Origin of the sequence: Paenibacillus antibioticophila (assembly GCF_000455265.1) — a bacterium.
Lineage (GTDB): Bacteria > Bacillota > Bacilli > Paenibacillales > Paenibacillaceae > Fontibacillus > Fontibacillus antibioticophila.
This window is the reverse complement of sequence record NZ_HG005139.1, coordinates 2,598,829-2,619,542: the sequence shown is the minus strand read 5'-3', so window position 1 is coordinate 2,619,542 and position 20,714 is coordinate 2,598,829. Positions and strand designations below refer to the sequence as shown.

15 protein-coding genes are annotated in these 20,714 nt (G+C 52.1%); 14 read left to right on the top strand and 1 reads right to left on the bottom strand.

The genetic code is table 11. The features are described 5' to 3' along the window. The first annotated feature begins 1 nt into the window (after window position 1). Window positions 2–1,345: a tRNA (N(6)-L-threonylcarbamoyladenosine(37)-C(2))-methylthiotransferase MtaB gene (gene mtaB / locus TX85_RS12060; RefSeq protein WP_044479338.1), complete on the top strand. Its 1,344-nt coding sequence runs from the start codon at window positions 2–4 to the stop codon at window positions 1,343–1,345. A gap of 149 nt (window positions 1,346–1,494) precedes the next feature. Beyond that, window positions 1,495–1,926 (top strand): NUDIX hydrolase, encoded by a 432-nt coding sequence (locus tag TX85_RS12055; RefSeq protein ID WP_044479337.1) that lies wholly within the window; start codon window positions 1,495–1,497, stop codon window positions 1,924–1,926. A 4-nt stretch (window positions 1,927–1,930) separates the two neighbouring features. On the opposite strand, the gene TX85_RS12050 is transcribed toward TX85_RS12055, so the two are convergent. Further along, entirely contained in the window at window positions 1,931–2,923 is a 993-nt protein-coding gene (locus tag TX85_RS12050; protein WP_044479336.1) for a Na/Pi cotransporter family protein, read from the bottom strand. A 162-nt stretch (window positions 2,924–3,085) separates the two neighbouring features. On the opposite strand from TX85_RS12050, the gene TX85_RS12045 reads away from it, so the two are divergent. The 12 genes from TX85_RS12045 to TX85_RS11990 all read left to right on the top strand — a co-directional run bounded on the left by TX85_RS12045 (window position 3,086) and on the right by TX85_RS11990 (window position 20,694). Then, window positions 3,086–4,456, top strand: a complete 1,371-nt coding sequence (locus TX85_RS12045; RefSeq protein WP_044480025.1) for a class I SAM-dependent rRNA methyltransferase — start codon at window positions 3,086–3,088, stop codon at window positions 4,454–4,456. Window positions 4,457–6,000: 1,544 nt separating this feature from the next. Further along, complete coding sequence (gene addB, locus TX85_RS12040) at window positions 6,001–9,540, top strand: helicase-exonuclease AddAB subunit AddB (protein WP_044479335.1); 3,540 nt, start codon at window positions 6,001–6,003, stop codon at window positions 9,538–9,540. Next, window positions 9,537–13,511, top strand: coding sequence for a helicase-exonuclease AddAB subunit AddA (gene addA, locus TX85_RS12035; RefSeq protein ID WP_044479334.1), 3,975 nt, complete (start codon window positions 9,537–9,539; stop codon window positions 13,509–13,511). The genes addB and addA overlap by 4 nt, the downstream gene beginning before the upstream one ends. Before the next feature lie 277 nt (window positions 13,512–13,788). Further along, a complete protein-coding gene (locus tag TX85_RS12030; protein ID WP_044479333.1) occupies window positions 13,789–14,151 on the top strand; it encodes a histidine triad nucleotide-binding protein in 363 nt (120 codons plus the stop codon). A gap of 134 nt (window positions 14,152–14,285) precedes the next feature. Then, window positions 14,286–14,459, top strand: a complete 174-nt coding sequence (gene rpsU / locus TX85_RS12025; protein ID WP_005547957.1) for a 30S ribosomal protein S21 — start codon at window positions 14,286–14,288, stop codon at window positions 14,457–14,459. 15 nt (window positions 14,460–14,474) lie between these two features. Continuing rightward, window positions 14,475–14,918 carry a GatB/YqeY domain-containing protein gene (locus tag TX85_RS12020; RefSeq protein ID WP_044479332.1) on the top strand — a complete coding sequence of 148 codons (444 nt, stop codon included), beginning with the start codon at window positions 14,475–14,477 and terminating at the stop codon, window positions 14,916–14,918. Window positions 14,919–15,028: 110 nt separating this feature from the next. Beyond that, complete coding sequence (gene yqfC, locus TX85_RS12015) at window positions 15,029–15,322, top strand: sporulation protein YqfC (RefSeq protein ID WP_044479331.1); 294 nt, start codon at window positions 15,029–15,031, stop codon at window positions 15,320–15,322. Next, the gene (gene yqfD, locus TX85_RS12010) at window positions 15,319–16,497 is read left to right on the top strand and encodes a sporulation protein YqfD (RefSeq protein WP_044479330.1); all 1,179 of its coding nucleotides are present in this window, start codon (window positions 15,319–15,321) and stop codon (window positions 16,495–16,497) included. The genes yqfC and yqfD overlap by 4 nt, the downstream gene beginning before the upstream one ends. A gap of 6 nt (window positions 16,498–16,503) precedes the next feature. Further along, window positions 16,504–17,478: a PhoH family protein gene (locus TX85_RS12005; protein ID WP_044479329.1), complete on the top strand. Its 975-nt coding sequence runs from the start codon at window positions 16,504–16,506 to the stop codon at window positions 17,476–17,478. Window positions 17,479–17,559: 81 nt separating this feature from the next. Further along, window positions 17,560–19,854 (top strand): HD family phosphohydrolase, encoded by a 2,295-nt coding sequence (locus TX85_RS12000; RefSeq protein ID WP_044479328.1) that lies wholly within the window; start codon window positions 17,560–17,562, stop codon window positions 19,852–19,854. Next, complete coding sequence (gene ybeY / locus TX85_RS11995) at window positions 19,826–20,323, top strand: rRNA maturation RNase YbeY (RefSeq protein ID WP_044479327.1); 498 nt, start codon at window positions 19,826–19,828, stop codon at window positions 20,321–20,323. Before TX85_RS12000 ends, ybeY begins: the two co-directional genes overlap by 29 nt. Then, a complete protein-coding gene (locus TX85_RS11990; protein ID WP_044479326.1) occupies window positions 20,323–20,694 on the top strand; it encodes a diacylglycerol kinase family protein in 372 nt (123 codons plus the stop codon). Before ybeY ends, TX85_RS11990 begins: the two co-directional genes overlap by 1 nt. Window positions 20,695–20,714 lie beyond the last annotated feature (20 nt).

Here is a 20,714-nt window from a genome sequence, read left to right as displayed (position 1 = left end):
CGTGGCATCCGTTGCATTTTATACTGTGGGCTGCAAGGTCAATTTCTATGATACAGAAGCGATCTGGCAGATGTTTAAAAATGAAGGCTATGAACAGGTGGACTTTGAACAGACCGCCGATGTATATCTGATCAATACATGTACGGTGACGAATACCGGGGATAAGAAGAGCCGGCAGATTATTCGCCGCGCCATTCGCAGAAATCCGGATGCGATTGTGGCAGTAACGGGCTGCTACGCCCAGACCTCGCCTGCAGAAATCCTGGATATCCCGGGCGTGGATCTCGTTGTCGGTACGCAGGATCGCGACAAAATCATTCCTTATGTGAAGGAATTGCAAGCCCAGCGTCGTCCGATTAATGCTGTCCGCAATATCATGAAGACCCGGGAGTTTGAAGAGCTTGATGTGCCGGGCTTTGCGGATCATACCCGGGCCTTTCTCAAAATTCAGGAGGGCTGTAACAACTTCTGTACGTTCTGTATCATTCCCTGGTCGCGCGGATTGTCGCGAAGCCGTGATCCGAAGAACGTTGTAGCCCAGGCCAAGCAGCTGGTAGCCGCAGGCTATAATGAAATTGTACTGACGGGCATCCATACTGGCGGATACGGCGATGATCTGGAGGATTTCAGTCTTGCCGATTTGTTATGGGAGCTTGATAAGATTGAAGGTCTGGGGCGGATCCGGATCAGCTCCATTGAAGCGAGTCAGATCGATGACCGGATGCTTGAGGTGCTCAAGCATTCGTCCAAGATGTGCCGTCACTTCCACATCCCGCTTCAGGCCGGAAGCAACGAGGTTCTCAAGCGGATGAGACGGAAATACACCATTGAAGAATTTGAGGAAAAGATTGCGAAGATCCGTGCCTTCATGCCGGAGGTGGCGATTACAACCGATTTGATCGTCGGCTTCCCGGGCGAGACTGACGAGCTGTTCAATGAAGGCTTTGAGGCCATCAAGCGCATCGGCTTCTCCGAGATGCATGTATTTCCATACTCCAAACGGACCGGAACCCCGGCTGCGCGGATGGAAGATCAGGTTGATGAGGAAGTTAAAAATGCCAGAGTTCAGCAATTGATCGACCTTTCCGAGCAAATGCAGCTTTCCTATGCGGAGAAATTCGTGGGTCAAGTGCTTGAGGTCATCCCGGAGCGCGATGAAAAAGGGGCTTGGGGCACTGGCTATGTGGCGGGCTTCAGCGATAACTATCTGCAGATTTGCTTTGAGGGATCGCAGGACCTGACCGGCAAGCTGTGCCGTGTTCAGGTAACGAAAGCGGACGCTAACACAAGCGAAGGCCGTCTCGTGCGTGTGATGGATCAAGCCATTACGCAAGCTTTGGCTTAAGTGGATTTTGTGTAAATAAGATTGTGTAAATAGGATATAGAAGTTGAATTCTACAGGGATTTCAGCCCAGGCGGGCTGAAGTCCTTGTTGCCAATCATGGCCCAGGCCGATATGGCTCTGGAGTCAGGTAAGGCCAGGAGGGAGCAGAGATGCCGGAGACAGAAATATCCGCAGGAGGCATTGTGTATTGGCGGGAAGCGGGCGAGCTGCGGATTCAGTTGATTCGGGATCGCTACGGCCGGATATCGTATGCCAAGGGCAAACGGGAACCCGGTGAGACCGTAGAGCAGACGGCTCTTCGTGAGATCAAAGAGGAAACGGGCGTCAACGGCCGGATCAAAGAGCTGATCGACATTATTGCTTATACCTACCGGCATCCGGCGTATGGAGCGGTGAATAAAGAAGTGCATTATTATCTGGTGGAGTATCAGAGCGGAGAACTGAAGCCCCAACTGGAGGAGATTCGCAGTGTCGACTGGTACTCTCCGGCAGAGGCTTTGGAGAATCAGATGAAATTTGGCTATGATAATAATGATTTTATTCTGGAAAAGGCGCTGGTTATGCTCGGCGTTCAGCTCTAGCTGCCTATGCCCCGGGTGGAACCATGTTCTTGTCCAGCCTGCTCCACAAGGGTAGATAACAGACGGGCAGGGCCAGTATAGAGCAGACAACATTGAAAATGGTCTGGGAATGCGCGATCTGTGCCGCCGGATCGGATGAGATCCAGGCGCTTGCCTCAGCCAGCAGCGGGGTGAGCGGCAGGAACAGTACAGCGCCGGCAACATTGAGCAATACGTGGGACCAGGCCACAAACCGGCCGGACCTTGTGCCGCCGATGGCGGCGATCACGGCCGTGACGCAGGTCCCCACATTGGCGCCGATGACCATAGCGATCCCGAACGGCACCGGAAGTACGCCGGTGGCGGTGAGCCCCATAGTCATCGCAATGGCGGCGGCGCTGCTGTGAATGAGCGCGGTGATGACCGCGCCTGCCGCAGCGCCCCACAGCAGGCTGTCTCCGGCATGGCCGAGCAGCCAGTCGATGACCCCGCGCGCTTCCAGCGCGGGACCTATCGATTGCATCCAGGCGATGGCAATCAGGATCAGGCTGAAGCCAAGGAGCACCAGCGCGCCAAGCTGCAGCGGGCGAAGCAAGTGGCTCCAGGCGGCGATCGCGGCTCGCGGCGAAAGCTCTTCCGTCAAGACGCTAGCGATCCATAGGATAATAGAGCCTACGGCCAGCGCAGGGCCCCAGCGTGATATATTCAAGGCGATCAGCTCAGTGGTCAGACAGGTGCCGATATTGCCCCCTAGAATGATTCCCAGTGTGCGCGCGTAACTGAGCAGGCCGGCATTTACGAGCCCGATGGTCATCACGGTCACGGCAGTACTGCTCTGAAGCAAGGCCGTTACGACAGTGCTGGACAGCATACCGGTCAAGGGTGTCTTAGTCGAGGTCCGGAGTCCGGCTATGAGCCGGGGGCCTGCCCAGGCCTGCAGCGAGGCCTCCATTAACTTCATTCCGAACAGGAAAAGGGCCAGACCGAAGGTTACAGGAAAAATGATGTCGCGTACCAAGGAAATACCTCCTGGATGTACAAGTTATATCTAAGCTTATGCCCGTGGTTAGGGCTGCATGCTCACCGGTGTCGGATGCGGTTACCCCGGTGGCAGCAGCAGGAATGAAGACGGCGGCTTATCAGAATCAGATTTGAAGTAGGATGAACGGAGTTGAAGCGTGTGGCATCGGTAATTTTGCATAAAGCTCGAAAGAAAAGGTTGGAGCAGGGGCACCCCTGGATTTATAACAATGAGATTGAACGGGTGGAAGGGGGCCCGCAGCCGGGAAGTCTGGTGCGGATCATGGACCATCGCCAGCGTTTTCTGGCGACAGGCTATTACAATCCTGCCTCGCAGATTACGGTGCGTGCTGTATCGTATCTGGAATTGGAGGAGATGGATACCGCCTTTTTCGAGCGCAGATTCCGGGAGTGTTTGCTGCACCGAAACCGCTTTGTGGCGGACGATGCGTATCGCCTGGTCTATGGAGAAGCGGACTTCCTGCCTGGCCTGATCGTAGACCGGTTCGGCGAGGTGCTCGTGGTACAAATTCTGACCCTCGGCATGGATCGTTGCAGGGACAGCATTGTAGAAGCGCTTGTCTCGGTCATGAACCCTGTAGGGATATATGAACGCAGCGATGTGCCGATCCGGGAAATGGAGGGGCTGGAGCAGGTCAAGGGGCCGATCTACGGCAATCCGCCTCGCTTTGTGACGGTAAAAGAGAACGGCCTGCTCATTTCAGTAGACATTGAGCAAGGACAGAAGACCGGTTACTTCTTTGACCAGCGCGAGAACCGGGCGTCGACAGCCCCGCTTATGACCGGCTGGGGAGCAAAGAGCGGGATTGAACTCCAAGAGGTCCCTAATGAGGACGGATCCGTGCGCACCGCCCCGGTCAACCGGAACGGCAAGGAGGTCACATTTCCTTATTGGGACGGGGCAACCGTGCTGGAGTGCTTCTCGCATACGGGCAGCTTCACGCTTCATGCTTGCAAATACGGCGCCAAAAAGGTCACCTGTCTGGATATTTCCGAGCATGCGATTGAGAGTGCCCGCCAAAATGTGGAGCTGAACGGCTTCGAGGATCGCGTCGAGTTTGTGGTTGCCGATGCGTTTGAATATTTGCGCAGCCAGGTTAAAGGCTTGAATGAGCGGAGCCTTCGGGCGGCGGGTAGCGTTAAGGCGGACACCTCGGTGCCGATGACGGCCGGAGGCGGCAGAACCTGGGATGTCGTCATCCTGGATCCGCCCGCCTTCGCCAAGACGCGCGGAGCGGTCAAGGGCGCATGCAGAGGCTATAAGGATATCAATCTGCATGGCATGAAGCTGGTGAATGAGGGCGGCTATCTGGTGACTGCCAGCTGCTCATACCATATGCGCCCTGATCTTTTTCTCGAGACGATTCAAGAGGCGGCCGCTGACGCAGGCAAGATTCTGCGCCTTGTAGAATGGCGTGCTGCCGGCAAGGATCACCCGCAGATTCTTGGCGTGGACGAAGGCCATTATCTGAAGTTCGCCATTTTTGAAGTAAGAAGCAAGCAGTTTTAACTATAAGTGATTACCATAAGTGATTAGCAAAGAGAGTTGCTCCGATGATCGCGAATCCGTCGGGCGCTCTCTTTTTGTGTCCATTCGCCGCTAGTTTCGTGCAAGCGTGCAGCAGTATAAAACCATCTAAAGATTGCTTCTGCGTTCCGGGGGTAACGTGTGAAGGTTGCTTACGATCGCTGTTGCTCGCGGATTTCTCTTATTGTAATAAGTTCTGACAAGGAAGAAATCCACTCGCAAAGGCGACCACTCCGAGCGTATGCTCCCGATGTAGCTTTCTTTCTGAAAGCTTTACTGCAGCAACCTTCACACTTATACCCTTTTAACGCAGATTCTTTAGTTCGGCTTTGTATGTGCCGAATGCACTTTAATAGCTAACAATGCCGCCCATGCGGTGACTAGCATTCGAATCCCTCGACATGTACCTACCGGCTCGTTCATCCGGCATTTGAAGTGCCTAGACGCCGGTGCAATACAAACAGTAACTGCGAATCATTTCACCTTCAGCGGGGGTAGGTTCATGGACAACTACCCACAGAACTATTCCCAGCAGATTCTGTAAAATGGCAACAAAGTACGTATACGCACACACCTCGCATCATGCAGATCTCACACTGCGCCAAGCTCCAACGTACGGAACTTCACAGCATGACGACGGTTGGCAGACCCCATGCAAATACAGATCACACACATATAGTGAAAAAAGTTACTCTAAATTTAGTGGAAATGATAGAAATGCGAATATAGTGAAATTTTTGTACTTAAAGTTGACTAAAACGTGGGTTTGGCTAATGACTGGCAATCTAAGGTAAGTTTTTTCACTAAAAGTGGGTTTGAGCGTCGAATGGTAAATTTAAGGTAAGTAATTTCACTGGAGCATGACCGGAATTAGGCTGATCAAGTAGGACGAGTAAAGTTCGGAGCAAGAATGGAATGCCCAGTCGGATAACGAAGATCCGCGTTCCGCTCAAGGTTGAAGCAACGTATGACTGGACGCAACTCCAGGCGCCGGTGTTCCATTGGACTGTGCATAAAGTGAATCGCGCAGGCTTCCATTCGCGATGCCTAATCTAAGGCGGGGCTGGCAGTAAAGTGAAGTTAGGAGGGGGCTATTGGCGCGCGGAGTATCCTACTTGCATGCCACAGGCTGCAAGCTTACTGTAATGCAACTGTGGCGCAGGCACGTGCAAACTGCGTATCAGTTGAACAGCAAAGGCGAAGTAGTCAGGGCATAAGTGTGAAGTGTGCTGTAGAAGCGTCAGCGTTCGCCTTTGAGAGCGGATTTCTCCCTTGCCAGAACTTGGTCCAATCATAAAAATCCGCGAACAACAGCGATCGTAAGCACACTTCACACGTTGCCCCTCTAACTCGCCTCCAATGTTCTAGCTATATTCCGCTGTTGCACATTTTCCTGCAAGTACGCAGCAATGACAGCTTGTAGAAAGAGGGAACGTATATTCCTATCCGATGAAGGTATGTTATACTGATTTACAGTTAGAAAAACGAACGGGCAGGTACACCGTCACTACAAGGGAGGCAGCTTCATGTCATTGCAATTGATCATCGGCCGTTCCGGAAGCGGCAAGAGCCATCAAATTCTGGAGGATATCACATCACAGCTGCGCGAGGATCCGACAGGCCCTCCGATGATTCTGCTTGCTCCGGAACAAGGGACATTTCAAATTGAACAGGCGATTTTGAATGCTCCCGGCATCTCCGGCACGGTTCGATTGCAGGTGCTCGGCTTTCGCCGGCTTGCTCTCCGGGTTATGCAGGAGACTGGCGGGGCTGCGTTGGTTCCGATCAGTGATGAAGGCAAGAAGATGCTCCTTTATAAAATTATGCGAAGACACAAAGACGCATTGCGTTTATATGGGAAGGGCGGTGATCAGCTCGGACTGATTGATGAGTTAAATTCGCTTTATACCGAGCTGAAGAAGCATCAAGCCGACTTCAACCTGTTAGGCAGCTATCGAGAGGCGCTGACATCGGCTCCGGTTACTCAGGGAGAGAACGCGTTATTACAGGACAAGCTGCATGATTTGAGCCTGCTGTACCGTGAATTTGATGCCGAGCTGTCCGGGCTGTACATCGATGCAGAGGACCATGTTGTCAAGCTGGCCGAAGGAGCGAAGGACTCGGCTTATTTGCGTGGGGCCAAGCTGTGGATTGACGGATTTCATTCGTTTACCCCTGGTGAATATAAGGCGCTTGGTGAATTGCTGAAGACAGTTGATTCCGTCACTGTAGCGTTGACGCTGGATCGATCCTATGATGATGGTGCACAGCCTCATGAATTGAATATATTCCATGCAACAGCCTCCACCTATATCAAGCTTCGGGAGCTGGCGGAAGCGATGGGTGCGGAGATACAGCCGACCATCACCTTGAATTCAAGTCCGTACCCGCGGTTTCGGGGCAGTGAAGCACTCGCCTATCTCGAGGAGGCTTACGAACGAAGAAAGCCTTGGCAGGGTGCAAAGCCTCCGCAAGGATTGGAGCAGGACGTTGTTTTGCTAAATGCCGGCAGCCGGCGGATTGAAGTCGATGGAGCCGCTAGGCAAATTCTCCGACTTGTTCGTGAGGAAGGCGTCAGGTATAGAGATATTGCTGTTTTTGTACGGAATATCGATGACTATGCACAGGTGATGGGGCCGATATTTGAGGATTATGGAATTCCTTATTTTACGGACAAGAAGCAAAGCTTGCTTCATCATCCTTTGATTGAATTTATCAGGGCTTCTCTGGACATTGTGCTGAAATTCTGGAGGTATGAGGATGTATTTCGCAGTGTGAAAACCGGATTTTTGCTGCCTGCGGATCATAGTCTGACCCGGGAAGATATGGACGAATTGGAGAACTACGTGCTTGCCAGCGGCATTCAGGGTTACCGCTGGACAGATGGTCGTCCGTGGAAGCCTAAACCGAGCGAATCGTTGGAGGAAACAGAGGAGAGACGAACCAGTGCCGCTGCGGATAAGCTGAAGCTGCTCGAACGCTGCCGAAATGCGGTCGTCACGCCGCTTGCAGCCTTTGACAAGGCGCTTAAGCAGGCCAAGACGGCACGGGAGATGTGTCTCGCCGTGTATGGACTGCTTGAGGCAATCGCGGCAGCGGACCGGCTTGATCTTCTGGCGCATCAAGCACTGGAGAAGGGACGGCCGCAGCAGGCGGCAGAGCATCGCCAATTATGGGGGGCGCTGCTGGATTTGCTTGATCAGATTGTCGAGATGATGGGGGAAGAGAAGCTCGCGCCTGAAGCATTTGCAGGGGTGCTGGAGACAGGAATCAAATCGCTCAGTCTGGGACTGGTGCCTCCCGCATTGGATCAGGTTCTGATCGGAAGTACGGATCGGACCCGTACACGTCGTGCGCTGCAAGTTTTTCTGCTCGGAGTTAACGAAGGTATTATGCCCGCAGGGATTCAGGAAGAGGGATTGCTGAGTGACCGGGAGCGCAGCCTGCTTGGCGAGCTTGGATTGGAGCTGGCGCCGGGGCTGACGCGCAGGCTGCTTGATGAGCGATTCCTCATTTATAGCGCGCTATCTTCGGCAAGCCGCTCTTTATGGCTTAGCTATCCGCAAGCAGATGAGGAGGGCAAGCCCTTGCTTCCATCCGAAGTGATCCGCCAGATCAAAGCGATCTTCCCCGGAGGCATGCTTCAGGAGCGTAAGATTGAGGATGAGCCCGTGCCGGATGATGCTGAGATGCTTGCGCTAAATTATATAAGCAGTCCTGTGCCTACTTTGCCGCGCTTGATCAGTCAGCTTCGTGCGTGGCGTACCGGCCAGCCTGTCTCGGCGGTATGGTGGAGCGCACTGGATTGGTACAATCAATCGCCGGAATGGAGCGGCGTGTTGAGAAGGCTCGTAGGCTCGCTCGATTATCGCAACCGCGCATACAGCCTGGCTCCAGCGACGAGCAGGAAGCTGTATGGCAAAGTGCTGCGGACAAGTGTGTCGCGGATGGAGAAGTTTTCGGCTTGTCCGTTTTCTCATTTTGCTTCCCACGGTCTAAGGCTTAAGGAACGTCAGCTGTATCGGCTCAAGGCTCCGGATATTGGACAGTTATTCCACTCGGCGCTCAGCCAACTGGCAGTCACCTTTAAGGAGCAAGGCCGCAGCTGGGGAAGTCTGACTCCGGAGGAGTGTCTTCAAGAGGCGGATGCAGTCGTGGAGCGCCTCGCTCCCAAGCTCCAGGGCGAGATTTTGCTCAGTACGAAGCGTTATGGCTATATCAAACGCAAGTTAAAGCAAATTGTTGGACGGGCATCGGTTATCCTCGGCGAGCAGTCTCGAAGAGGCAGCTTCGAGCCCATCGGACTCGAGCTCGATTTTGGCCCGGGCCGCCCGCTTCCGCCGCTGACCTTTGAGCTTCCAAACGGCTGCGTGATGGAGATTGTAGGACGAATCGACCGGGTCGATATGTCCGAAGGGGAAGAAGGCGTGCTGCTTCGGGTTATTGATTATAAATCCAGCCAGACGGATTTGAAGCTGCATGAGGTGTATTACGGACTATCCCTGCAGATGCTGACCTATCTGGATGTGTTGCTCAGCTCGGCGGAAATGTGGCTCGGCCGGCCGGCGCTTCCGGCTGGAACGTTGTATTTTCATGTCCATAATCCATTGCTTCAGAGCAGTAACGGACTTAGTGAAGAGGAAGCCTACAGCGAAATGCTGAAACGGTTCAAAATGAAAGGCCTGCTGCTTGCAGATCGCGAGGTCATTGCCCGGATGGACGGGCAGCTAGAGAAGGGGTATTCGGACATACTGCCTGTAGCCGTCAAAAGCGATGGCAGCTTCTATAGCACGGCCTCCGTGGCAACGCTGGAGCAATGGCAGGGCCTATTAAGCTCTGTGCGTCATAAGGTTGTGGATATCGGAACCCGAATTACGGATGGCGAGGTTCAAATAACCCCGTATAAAATAGCGGCAGAAACAGCATGTACTTATTGCCAGTTCAAACCGGTATGCCGGTTTGATGAAGGGCTGGACGGCAGCTATAAAGTGCTTAACAAGCCGGGCAAGGAAGAGCTTTGGAGCATGCTTGGACAACCCGGAAGAGAGGAGGAGCAGGGCCAATGAATAGGATACCGAAGCCTCAAGATAGCTACTGGAGTGATGATCAGTGGAATGCGATCTCTCTCTCCGGTGGGGATATGCTGGTTGCCGCTGCAGCCGGCTCAGGAAAGACGGCTGTGCTGGTAGAACGGATTATCCGCAAGCTGGCGGCTGCCGACCAGCCCTTAAGTGTAGACAGGCTGCTGGTAGCAACCTTCACCAAAGCTGCGGCCTCGGAAATGAGGCAGCGCATCCGCGAGGCATTAGAGCGGGAGCTGGAGCGTGACCCGGGAAGCGAGCATTTGTCCCGGCAACTGGCCATGCTTGGCCGAGCCTCGATCACCACGCTTCATTCCTTTTGCATGGAAGTGATTCAGCGGCATTACACGCTTATCCCGCTTGATCCCGGCTTCCGGATTGCGTCAGAGAGTGAGGCCGTATTGCTTCGCCAGGAAGTGCTGGAGGGCCTGTTCGAGGAAAAGTATGCCGAAGAGGAGGAGGGCGGCGACTTTCTGACGCTGGTAGATTGGTTTAGCGGAGAGCGCAGCGATTCCGAGGTGTTCGTGCTCGTTCAGAAGCTGTATGAATTTTCCCGCAGTCAATCCTGGCCCGAGCACTGGCTGCGTCAGGCTGCAGCTGCGTTTCGTCCGGCTGATCTGGCCGAACTGGAGGGCAGCGGCTGGCTGTCGAGCCTGCTGAAGGATGCTTTGATTATTCTGGACGACGCTGCCGATGTGCTTCGACAGGCTGAAGCGCTGGCTTTGTCTCCCGGCGGCCCAGCCCCTTATGCGGATACGCTGCGGGAGGATATGGCTCTCATCGCCAGCCTGCAGGCTGCAGCTTCGGAAGCTGACGGATGGACTGGATTGCAAGAAAGATTCCTTGGAGCAGGCTTCGGCAAGCTGAAGCCTTGCAAGAAGGATCAGACGGATCCTGATTTGCAGGAACGGGTAAAAAGGCTGCGGGACGATGTCAAGAAATCTGTAACCGAGCTGCGAGGACAGTTATTTTCCCGCTCGCTTCAGGATTACTTGGAGGAGCTCTACCTTGCAGCTCCGCTAATGGAAGGGCTGGCTGAGCTGGTCATTGAATTCGGAGAACGTTACAAGAAGGAGAAGATGGAGCGCGGCTGGCTTGATTTTTCCGATCTGGAGCATTACTGCCTGCAAATTTTGCGGCACCCCGATTCGACGCCGGCAATGACGATGCCTTCCGAGGCTGCAAGGGAGTATCAGCTCCAGTATGAGGAAGTGCTGCTTGATGAATATCAGGATACAAATACGGTTCAGGAGGATATCGTGCGTCTCATTGCACGGCAGTCTCCGGGCAACCGGTTTATGGTTGGAGATGTGAAACAGAGCATCTATCGCTTTCGTCTGGCGGAGCCAGGGCTGTTCCTGGAGAAATACCGCAGCTATGGCGGTGATTTCACCGGCTCCGGACTACGAATTGATCTGGCCAGGAACTTTCGCAGCAGACGAGAGGTTGTCGATGCGGTTAATTTGCTGTTCCGGCAGATCATGAATGAAGGTGTGGCGGAGATCGCCTATGATAACAGGGCGGAGCTGGTGTATGGAGAAGGCTACGAGAATCTCAACGAAGGCAGTGATTACCGGCCAGAGCTGTTGCTGCTGGATCGGAAGGCTTCAGCCTCCTCCTCGTCCGAAGAAGCGGCTGGGGATCTCACAAACACAGTATCGCCAGTCAGCGGATCAAATGACAAGAGCATAGAAGAAAATGAAGTCGAACCGGAGGCCGTTCGGCTGGAGGCGCGGGCAATTGCCCGGCGAATTCGCGAATTGACCGGGCAGACCGGACTGCCTCCGCTGCAGGTCTATGACAAGCAGCTTAAGCGGCTGCGTCCTGCCGAATACAGAGATATGGTCATTCTGCTTCGTTCTACCTTGTCATGGGCTCCCATCATGATCGAAGAGCTTCGAATCGAAGGGATACCTGCATACGGTGAACTGAATCAGGGGTATTTTCAGGCGTCCGAAGTGGAGACGATGTTAAGCCTGCTGCAGGTTATAGACAATCCGTTGCAGGATATTCCGCTTGCGGCTGTGCTGCGCTCGCCTGTCTTTGGATTGAGCGAAGAAGAGCTTGCACAGGTTCGTCTGACCTTGCCGAGCGGCAGCTTCTATGAGGCTGTTCTCTCTGCGGCTTCGGGGGATCAGATGGATGCGACAGCCCTGGATAAGTTGAAATTATTTTTGGAACAGCTGGATGACTGGCGCAACCTGGCCAGTGAGGGCGATCTTGGGCACCTGATCCGTGCAATCTATCGGGATACCGGTCTCCAGGATTGGGCACTGGGGCTTCCCGGCGGACATCTGCGGCAGGCCAATCTCCAAGCACTGCATGATCGGGCTATTGCCTATGAGAAGGCGACCTCATCGCGCGGACTATTCCGATTCCTCAGATATCTGGAGCGGCTGCGCGAGAACGGCGGAGATCTGGGTGCGGCATCGGCTTCCGGATCACTGGAACAAGCTGTGCAGATCATGACGATTCATAAGAGCAAAGGACTGGAATTTCCGGTCGTCTTTGTCGCCGGCTTATCCAAAATGTTCAATCGGCAGGATTTGAATGCCCGCTTCCTCATTCATAAGGAGCTGGGGTTTGGTCCGAAGCTCGTGGACAGCATCAGAAGAGTCAGCTATCCGATGCTGCCGAATCTGGCGATTCGAAGACGAGCGTTAATGGAATTGTTGGCGGAGGAGATGAGAGTGTTGTATGTGGCCCTCACCCGTCCCAAAGACAAACTGATCCTGATATCCGCTGTAAAAGACCTAAGCAAGACAATTGAAGGCTGGGGCTCAGTGATGGATATCCGCGAGGAACAACTGCCGGATTATTTGCTTGCCGGTGCCCGATCCTATCTGGATTGGATCGGCCCTTCGCTGATCCGCACCCCTTCGGCAGTTGAATTGCGCCGCTGGGCAGGCTTGTCGGAGACAGCTTCCGGCGTACTGGCGGATACCGCGTCCGAATGGCTGATCCGGGCGGAATCCGGTTTAACGGAGCCGGATTCTACCCATGCTGCAGTAGATCACCAGGAGGCTGCGGCCACAGCTGAGCTGGCGGACGGGACAGCAGCTCCTTCTGATCAGCCGTTCATGCCGGGGGAGCATTCGGTCCTAGATCGGTTATTATCCGACGAAGCCCCGTTCTGGCTTCATCATGTGAACAAGGAGGCAGACGAGCAAGTGAAGGCTGCGTTAAGCTGGTCGTATCCTTATCATGAGGATACGATGCTTCCGGCGAAGACCACCGTTACGGAGCTGAAGTCCTACGAAGCTCTGAACTCCGACGAGTCTCCGGCTGTGGATATTTTGACACCGCCGCCTGCACTTTCCGCGGAGGACAGCGAGCCATCTTTGCCGGAGTTCCAGCTGCAGCTGCGAAGACCAAGGTTTATGGAACAGAACCGACTCACGCCCACCGAGCGTGGAACAGCCTATCATACCTTGATGCAGCATATTTCTTTTGAAGGGGAAGAAACGGCAGAGAGTCTGCGTTCCTTGCTGAATCAACTGGTAGAACGCCAGATTATGACTTCGGAGCAGATTTCAGGAATTAACCTCGAATATATTATTCAGTTCCGAAATAGTCCGCTCGGAATGGCGCTGAGACAAGCCGACTGGATCCGGCGTGAAATGCCCTTCAGCTTTGGTTTGCCGGCTTCCCGGGCACACCGCCGCTTGCATCAGCTACAACCGCAAGGCAATAAGGAACTGGAGCCTAATGAAGGAGAAGAGACTGTACTGGTACAGGGGGTTATCGACTGTCTGTTCCAGGTGGACGGACGGGTAATTCTGCTGGATTACAAGAGTGACAAGGTGCTTCCGCACCGCGGCGGCGTCGCCGCCCTGACCGAGAGCTACCGCTTCCAGCTCGAGCTGTATGCAGAAGCATTGGAGAAAATTACGGGCATGCCTGTCGATGAGAAGTGGCTGTTTTTCTTCGACAGCGGGGATGCCGTCCAGCTGTAAGACGTAATAATGATGTCCAAGCTTCAGATGATATTTTCTTCACAAAGCAAAAATAAGTGATGTTGATCACAGATACAGTATCAACCCGCTGTTATACTACAGTTAGCCGACATCAATTTTGCAAGCACCCCGACGGACGTATTGCTGACAGAGAATTTTTATTTTCGGTCCAATACGTCCGTGTGAGAAGCGAACTCGCTGAGTACGCTAGGGTGCTTCTTTTTTTTGCCATTTTTTTGTATGATAGAGAAAACTATATGATCATGGAGGCGTACCTATGGAGAACTGCTTGTTTTGCAAAATTGCGGAAGGCTCGATTCCGTCCAATAAAGTATATGAAGACGACCGCTTTCTTGTATTCCACGATATTGAGCCCGCGGCACCGACACATGTACTGATTATCCCCAAGAAGCATATCGCTACGATGAACGATGTGGAGCAAGAGGATGCGGCGCTTCTTGGCGACTTGCATTTGGTCGCGAAGGAAGCGGCAAAGAAGCTTGGCGTAGCAGAGTCCGGTTATCGTCTGATTAATAACTGCAGGCCTGACAGCGGACAAGCGGTCTACCATATCCACTACCACCTGCTTGGCGGGACGAAGTTAGGCGCTTTAGTCCAACATTCCAGCTCGCACGCTTGATGAAGAAAACATTCTCCTTCCATATATTAAAAATAGGGTGCTCAGGTTGACACCCTATTTATTTTTCCCCTATAATGAAGTTTGATGAACCGTGTTAGGCTCTTGGACGGTCTGGTCGGAGGGAGGGAAAACTGGTGTCTGAAACTAAAGTTCGCAAAAACGAGACAATTGATGCTGCACTTCGTCGCTTTAAGCGCTCAATCGCTAAAGATGGCGTATTGGCTGAGGTGAAGAAACGCAAGCATTATGAAAAGCCAAGCGTAAAGCGCAAGAAAAAGTCTGAGGCTGCTCGTAAAAGAAAGTTTTAGGAGGAAATTGCTACCATGAGTCTTAGCGAGCGATTGAACGAAGATATGAAGCAAGCGATGAAGAGTCAAGACAAGTTCAAACTCTCCACCATTCGAATGGTTCGTGCTACGATTAAAAATCTTGAAATAGATTTGAAAAGAACTTTGGACGATAGTGAAGTGCTTGATATCCTAAGTCGTGAAATCAAACAGCGCAAAGATGCCCTCCAAGAATTTGAAAAAGCAGGTCGTGACGATCTTGCCGCAAATGTTAAGGCGGAAGCCGAGATTATTGCCGAGTATCTTCCCGAACAGCTGAACGAAGATGAAATTAAAGTTATCGTACAGCAGACCATCCAGGAAACCGGTGCTACTTCGAAAGCCGATATCGGGAAGGTAATGAGCGCGTTAATGCCTAAGGTCAAAGGCCGGGCAGACGGCAAGCTCGTTAATCAGGCAGTTCAACAGTTTCTGCAATAGTTAGATCACAGCAACACCCTCTACTTTGGTAGAGGGTGTTTTTTCTGTTTTTCATAAATAAGCCGCTCCTAGCATACTGTGTAAAGTAAAAGAAGGAGGTTTGCCTCAGTATGAGCCGGATGATTCGCAAAATACGGAAATGGACGGTCGAAGCTCTGGATCTTCCGAATGATCTTGTGTTTGATTTGCCAAGGCTCACCTGGGTTGGCGGCAAGCAGTTATACATAGAAAACCACCGCGGTATTGTGCACTTTTCCCCTGAGGCCCTTCATTTGCGCACAAAGGAAGGAACCTTGGAGGTATATGGAAGCGGATTGCTCATCAGGGAAATCATGCCTGAAGAAATTGTGGTTGAAGGAAAAATCAACGGTATCAACTATCGTGAAGCGGAGGGATCTTCATGAGATCATCGATATTGACAAAGTGGAGCGGGGCTATAACGGTCGTTGTTCGTGGGGGAGACATCGAAGGCTTCATTAATGAGGTGAACGCTGCGGGAATCCATATCTGGGATATCAAGCCGAATAATGACCGGAAAATGGAGTTGTGTATGAAGGTAGACAGCTTTTTTGCGCTTCGCCCGCTGTTAAAGCGGACAGGCTGCAGGGTTTCCGTGAAGGAGCGGTTTGGACTTCCGTTCATGCTGCTTCGTCTCTGGCGCCGCAAGTGGTTTGCCGCCGGATTTATTCTCTTCGCGGCTGTTCTTTTTAGCTTAACCAGAATGGTATGGGATATCGAGGTAACAGGCAATGATAAGATAGCGAAGCAGGATATCCTGCTTGCTGCGAAGGAAGAAGGGTTGTATCCTTTTCAGTGGACCTTTGCGCTGCCTTCACAGGACAAGCTGTCAGCCGGTCTGAGCCGCAAGCTCAAAGGAATCTCCTGGGTCGGTGTATCACGAACCGGAACCAAGGTCCATATTCAAATAGTAGAGGCGACCGAGCCGGAGAAGAAGCTTGTCAGTCCGAGTCATTTGGTCAGTAAGGCTGATGGGGTCATTACGTTCATTTATGCGGAAAAGGGACAGCCTGAGGTGAAAAAGCATGACCGGGTTAAAAAGGGGCAAATCCTGGTGTCCGGATATCAAGGCGGAAAGGCTGTTGTGTCAAAGGGCCAAATTCGGGCTAATGTATGGCATGAATACAATATAGAAGTTCCGCTTATTCGCAAGCAGAATGTATTTACTGGGGAAGAAAAGGAGCGCGGCTACCTGTACTTTGGACGGACAGCAATCCAGTTGACCGGATACGGCAATGCGGGGTTTGAATCGTCACGGGTTACCACTGAGTTTGATCCCTTGACCTGGAGAAGCTTCAAGCTCCCGATCGGCTGGATGAGCGAAAAGATTCAGGAGACGGCAGTGCTCGAATTCAAGCTGAGCGAGGAGAAGGCTGCCGCCGATGGGATCGAACGGGCAAAAGAAGATATTTTGGCTAAAAACGGCGCTGACACTACGATTTTGAATCAAAAAATTTTGCATGAGAAGACAGACAATGGTAAAGTTTATATGAAAGTGCTTTTTGAAGTGGAACAATCCATCGCGGAAGAACTCCCGATAGTATATGATCAAGGAGAATGAGTCTATTTGTCAGAACAACTGTACAGCATAAAAATACCGCTCCAGAATGCATCGGAAGGTTTGGCGCTCTTCGGTCCGCAGGATGTCTTTCTGAAGTTGACCGAGCAGAGAATACATGCAACTATTGCGCTTCGTGAATCGGAGATTTCTGTTCGCGGTGAAGAACAGGAAGTAGAGAAAACCAAGCAATTGTTCGAGGTATTACTTGAATTAATCCGGAACGGGTATATTCTAACCGAACGGGATGTGCTCTATGCGATTGATCTGGCGAAGGATTTTCGCGCGGATCAATTGCTTGATTTATATAAGGGAGAAATTGCGGTCACCTATCGCGGCAAGCCGCTTCGGGTCAAGACGATTGGTCAGAAGCATTATGTCACGACAATCCGGAAGCGGGACATTGTGTTCGGTATCGGACCCGCAGGAACAGGGAAGACCTATCTTGCCGTTGTTATGGCGATAACAGCCTTGAAGGAAGGTGCAGTCAAGCGGATCATCCTGACCCGTCCTGCTGTGGAAGCCGGGGAAAGTCTGGGCTTTCTTCCTGGAGATCTGCAGGAGAAGGTAGATCCTTACTTGCGGCCGCTCTATGATGCCTTATATGATGTCATGGGTCCAGACCAGACAGCCAAGGCGCTGGAGCGGGGACTGATTGAGATTGCACCGTTAGCTTATATGCGCGGGCGTACATTGGACGATTCCTTTATTATTTTGGATGAGGCCCAGAATACAACCCCTGAACAAATGAAGATGTTTCTGACCCGTCTCGGCTTTGGCTCGAAGATGGTCATTACAGGAGATGTAACACAGATCGATTTGCCGCGCGGCAAAAAGTCCGGTCTGGTTGAGGCGGGAAAGATTCTGGAACAGATTGAGGAAATCGGGTTTGTTCATTTCGATGATTCGGATGTGGTAAGGCATTCCTTGGTTCAGAAAATTATTGTCGCGTATGACCGGGCTGCGGAGCAGCAAGGTCAGTAAGTCAATTCCCGGAGGCCTTTACCCGGAGATCATTCGGGTAAGGCTGCTTTGGGTTTATCAATTTGCGGGAGGGCTGTCTCTATGACTTCAAGCAATCAGCAGGGAAAGAGCAAGCTCCAATCCAAGACGGCAGGCTGGAAATACAGCTCCTCAGTACGGTATGTACTGTATGGCGCGCTTATTGTCATGCTGTATTTGAGTATGTCGCCCAAGCTGTTGCCGGAAACTTACGACATTGCCGTAGGCCTGCCGGCGGACAAAGAAATATTATCCCCTATGGATATACCGAATACAAAGGCTACACTGAAGGCGCAAGAAGAGGCAGCCGAGAAAGTGGGGCAGATTTATTCAATCCTGCCGCTTCGCAACGAGGCGCTGGTCGGGCAATTGCTTGATCGCATCTCCCGGCTGAATCAGGATGATCAGGTATCGACCGATGATAAAATCAATATTTATCGTGAAGAGCTTCCGCAGCGTGTAAAGGACCACGTGCAAAACTTTATTATGAATAATCGCTCTAACAGTGCTTATTCAGCGACGCTGTTCGAGGAAGTTACCCGTAAGGTGGATGAACAGCAATATTCCATTTCCGAGGAGACCTTCATTAAAATTCCCCGTCTGACGGCGGAGGATATTAACGAAATGAAGCCGGTAGCTGCCGATATCGTGGCCAGATTGATGACAGACCAGATTGTCGACGCGCAGACCGCCCGGGCGAAAGTGGCGGAAATGGTCAGCACCAGCTCGCTAAGCAAACGGACCTCCCGTGAGGTTGTACAGGAGCTCGCAAGACTGGCGATCACCGCGAATAAATTTTTCGATGATGAAGCGACTAAAGCCGCGAAGGTAGAGGCCAGAGAGAATACCCCTACAGTTTATATCAAGCAAGGGGATGTTCTGATTCAAAAGGGCGAAAAAATTTCCGAGGAAATGTATAGTCTGCTGGAGAAAAATGGGCTGTTAAAGGATGAGGTTAATTACTGGCCGCAGTTGGGGCTTATCCTGCTGTCTGCCTTGATGGCGACCGGTCTGATCCTGTTTATGCGTCAATCCCAAGGGGTAAACCGTTTTAAGTACAATAATTCGCAATTTGTTATGCTGCTGTTGATTCTGCTTATCACGCTGTTATCACTACATATTACTTCTATCCTGCAAAATGAACAGCGTCCTTATATGGGTTATTTGGCGCCGGTAGCGACGGGAGCCATGCTGATCACCTTGCTGATCGATTTGTCCTTGGCTTATACCTGCTCCATTCTGTTAAGCATTATGGCAAGTATTATTCTAAATGTTCATCAGGGACAAATCTTTGACTTTGAATTCGGGCTGTTTGCCCTGGTCATTTCTTATGCTTCCATCTTTGCCATTCACAAGGCCAGCCAGCGGTCAACCCTGCTTAAGGCAGGGATCATGATTTGCCTCTTTGGGTCCTTGGCCGTCTTCTCGCTGATTGTCATTCATAACAACGGCTGGGCCGAGAATGGCGATACACTGCTTGCCATCGGCTTTGCCATTGCCGGAGGCTTGTTGACTACGATACTGGTTATCGGATTAATGCCATTCTTCGAGGTTACATTCGGCATCCTGTCTGCCCTGAAGCTGGTGGAACTGTCCAATCCCAATCATCCGCTGCTTCGGAAGCTGCTGACCGAGACACCGGGAACGTATCATCATAGCGTCATGGTCGGGAATTTGTCCGAGGCTGCTGCTGAAGCGATCGGAGCAGATGGACTGCTCTGCCGGGTAGGCTCTTATTATCACGATATCGGCAAGACGAAACGCCCGGGCTACTTCATCGAGAACCAGAATAATATGGAGAATCCGCATGATTTTATAGATCCTAAACTTAGTAAATCAATCATTATTGCCCACGCCCGGGACGGGGTGGACATGCAGAAGGAGTATAAGCTGCCGAAGCCGATCCGCGATATCGCGGAGCAGCATCACGGTACGACATTCCTCCACTATTTCTATCACAAAGCGCTCGCGCAGGCTGAGGAGCAAGGTCTGGAACCGGATTTCACCGAGAACGACTTCCGCTATCCTGGTCCGAAGGCTCAATCCAAAGAGGCAGCGGTGGTCGGTATTGCCGACAGCGTAGAAGCTGCTGTGCGTTCCCTTCGCAAGCCTACAGTGGAGCAGGTCGAGACAATGATCGAGAAGATTATCAAGAGTCGGCTTGATGACCACCAGTTTAATGAATGCGATTTGACGATGCGTGAGCTTGATCTGATTGCCCAGACATTGAAAGAAACGGTCATGGGAATCTTCCATTCCCGAATTGAATATCCGGATCAAATCAAGAAGAACAAGGCGATCGAAGAGAAAGACAAGGGGAGTGCTGTGAATGAGCCTAACACTGGCTTGGAACAATGATCAAGACAAAATGGCGGTAGAGGATAGTCTGATCGAGCTATTGGACAAGCTGCTTCAAGCGGCCGCCGAGATGGAGGGCATTGTCGAAGGAGAGGTTGACCTGACTTTTGTGGATGATGTGGCTATTCACGAGTTGAACAAGGAGTATCGCGGCATCGACCGACCTACCGATGTGTTATCCTTTGCCATGAACGAATCGCTTGATGAGGAAATGGATATCGTGTACGAGCTTGAAGAAGGTGAAGAGCTGGACGAGCTGACCGACGTGCTCGGCGACATCATCATTTCCGTCGAGCGGGCGAAGGCACAGAGTGAAGACTACGGTCACTCTCTGGAGCGTGAGCTGGGATTCCTGTTTGTCCATGGATTCCTGCATCTGCTAGGCTATGATCATCAAGATACCGCCAGCGAACAGGTCATGATGGGAAAACAGGAAACGGTCCTTGCCCAAGTAGGATTGGTTCGGTAATGAAGCCCCGCCGCAGTTGGAGCAGAGTGTTTCAGGATGCGTGGTCTGGCATCAGAGAAACCGTGATGCATGAGCGTAATATGAAAATTCATGTTGTTGCCGGAATTGTCGTGGTGACTGCCGCACTGTTGCTGCGTTTGCCCGCAAGAGATATGGCGCTGCTGCTGTTGACCATTGCGTTGGTTCTTGCAACCGAAGTTATCAATACTGCGATCGAAGCTGCAGTGGATCTGGCAGCACCGGAGTGGCACGAATTGGCGAAGAAAGCCAAGGATGCTTCTTCCGGAGCTGTGCTGATCGCCGCGGCTTTTGCCGTCTTCATCGGACTTTTAGTGTTCTGGAAGCCTGTGATGACATTGCTGGGACTGTAGCACAGCGGTTCATTTAGAAT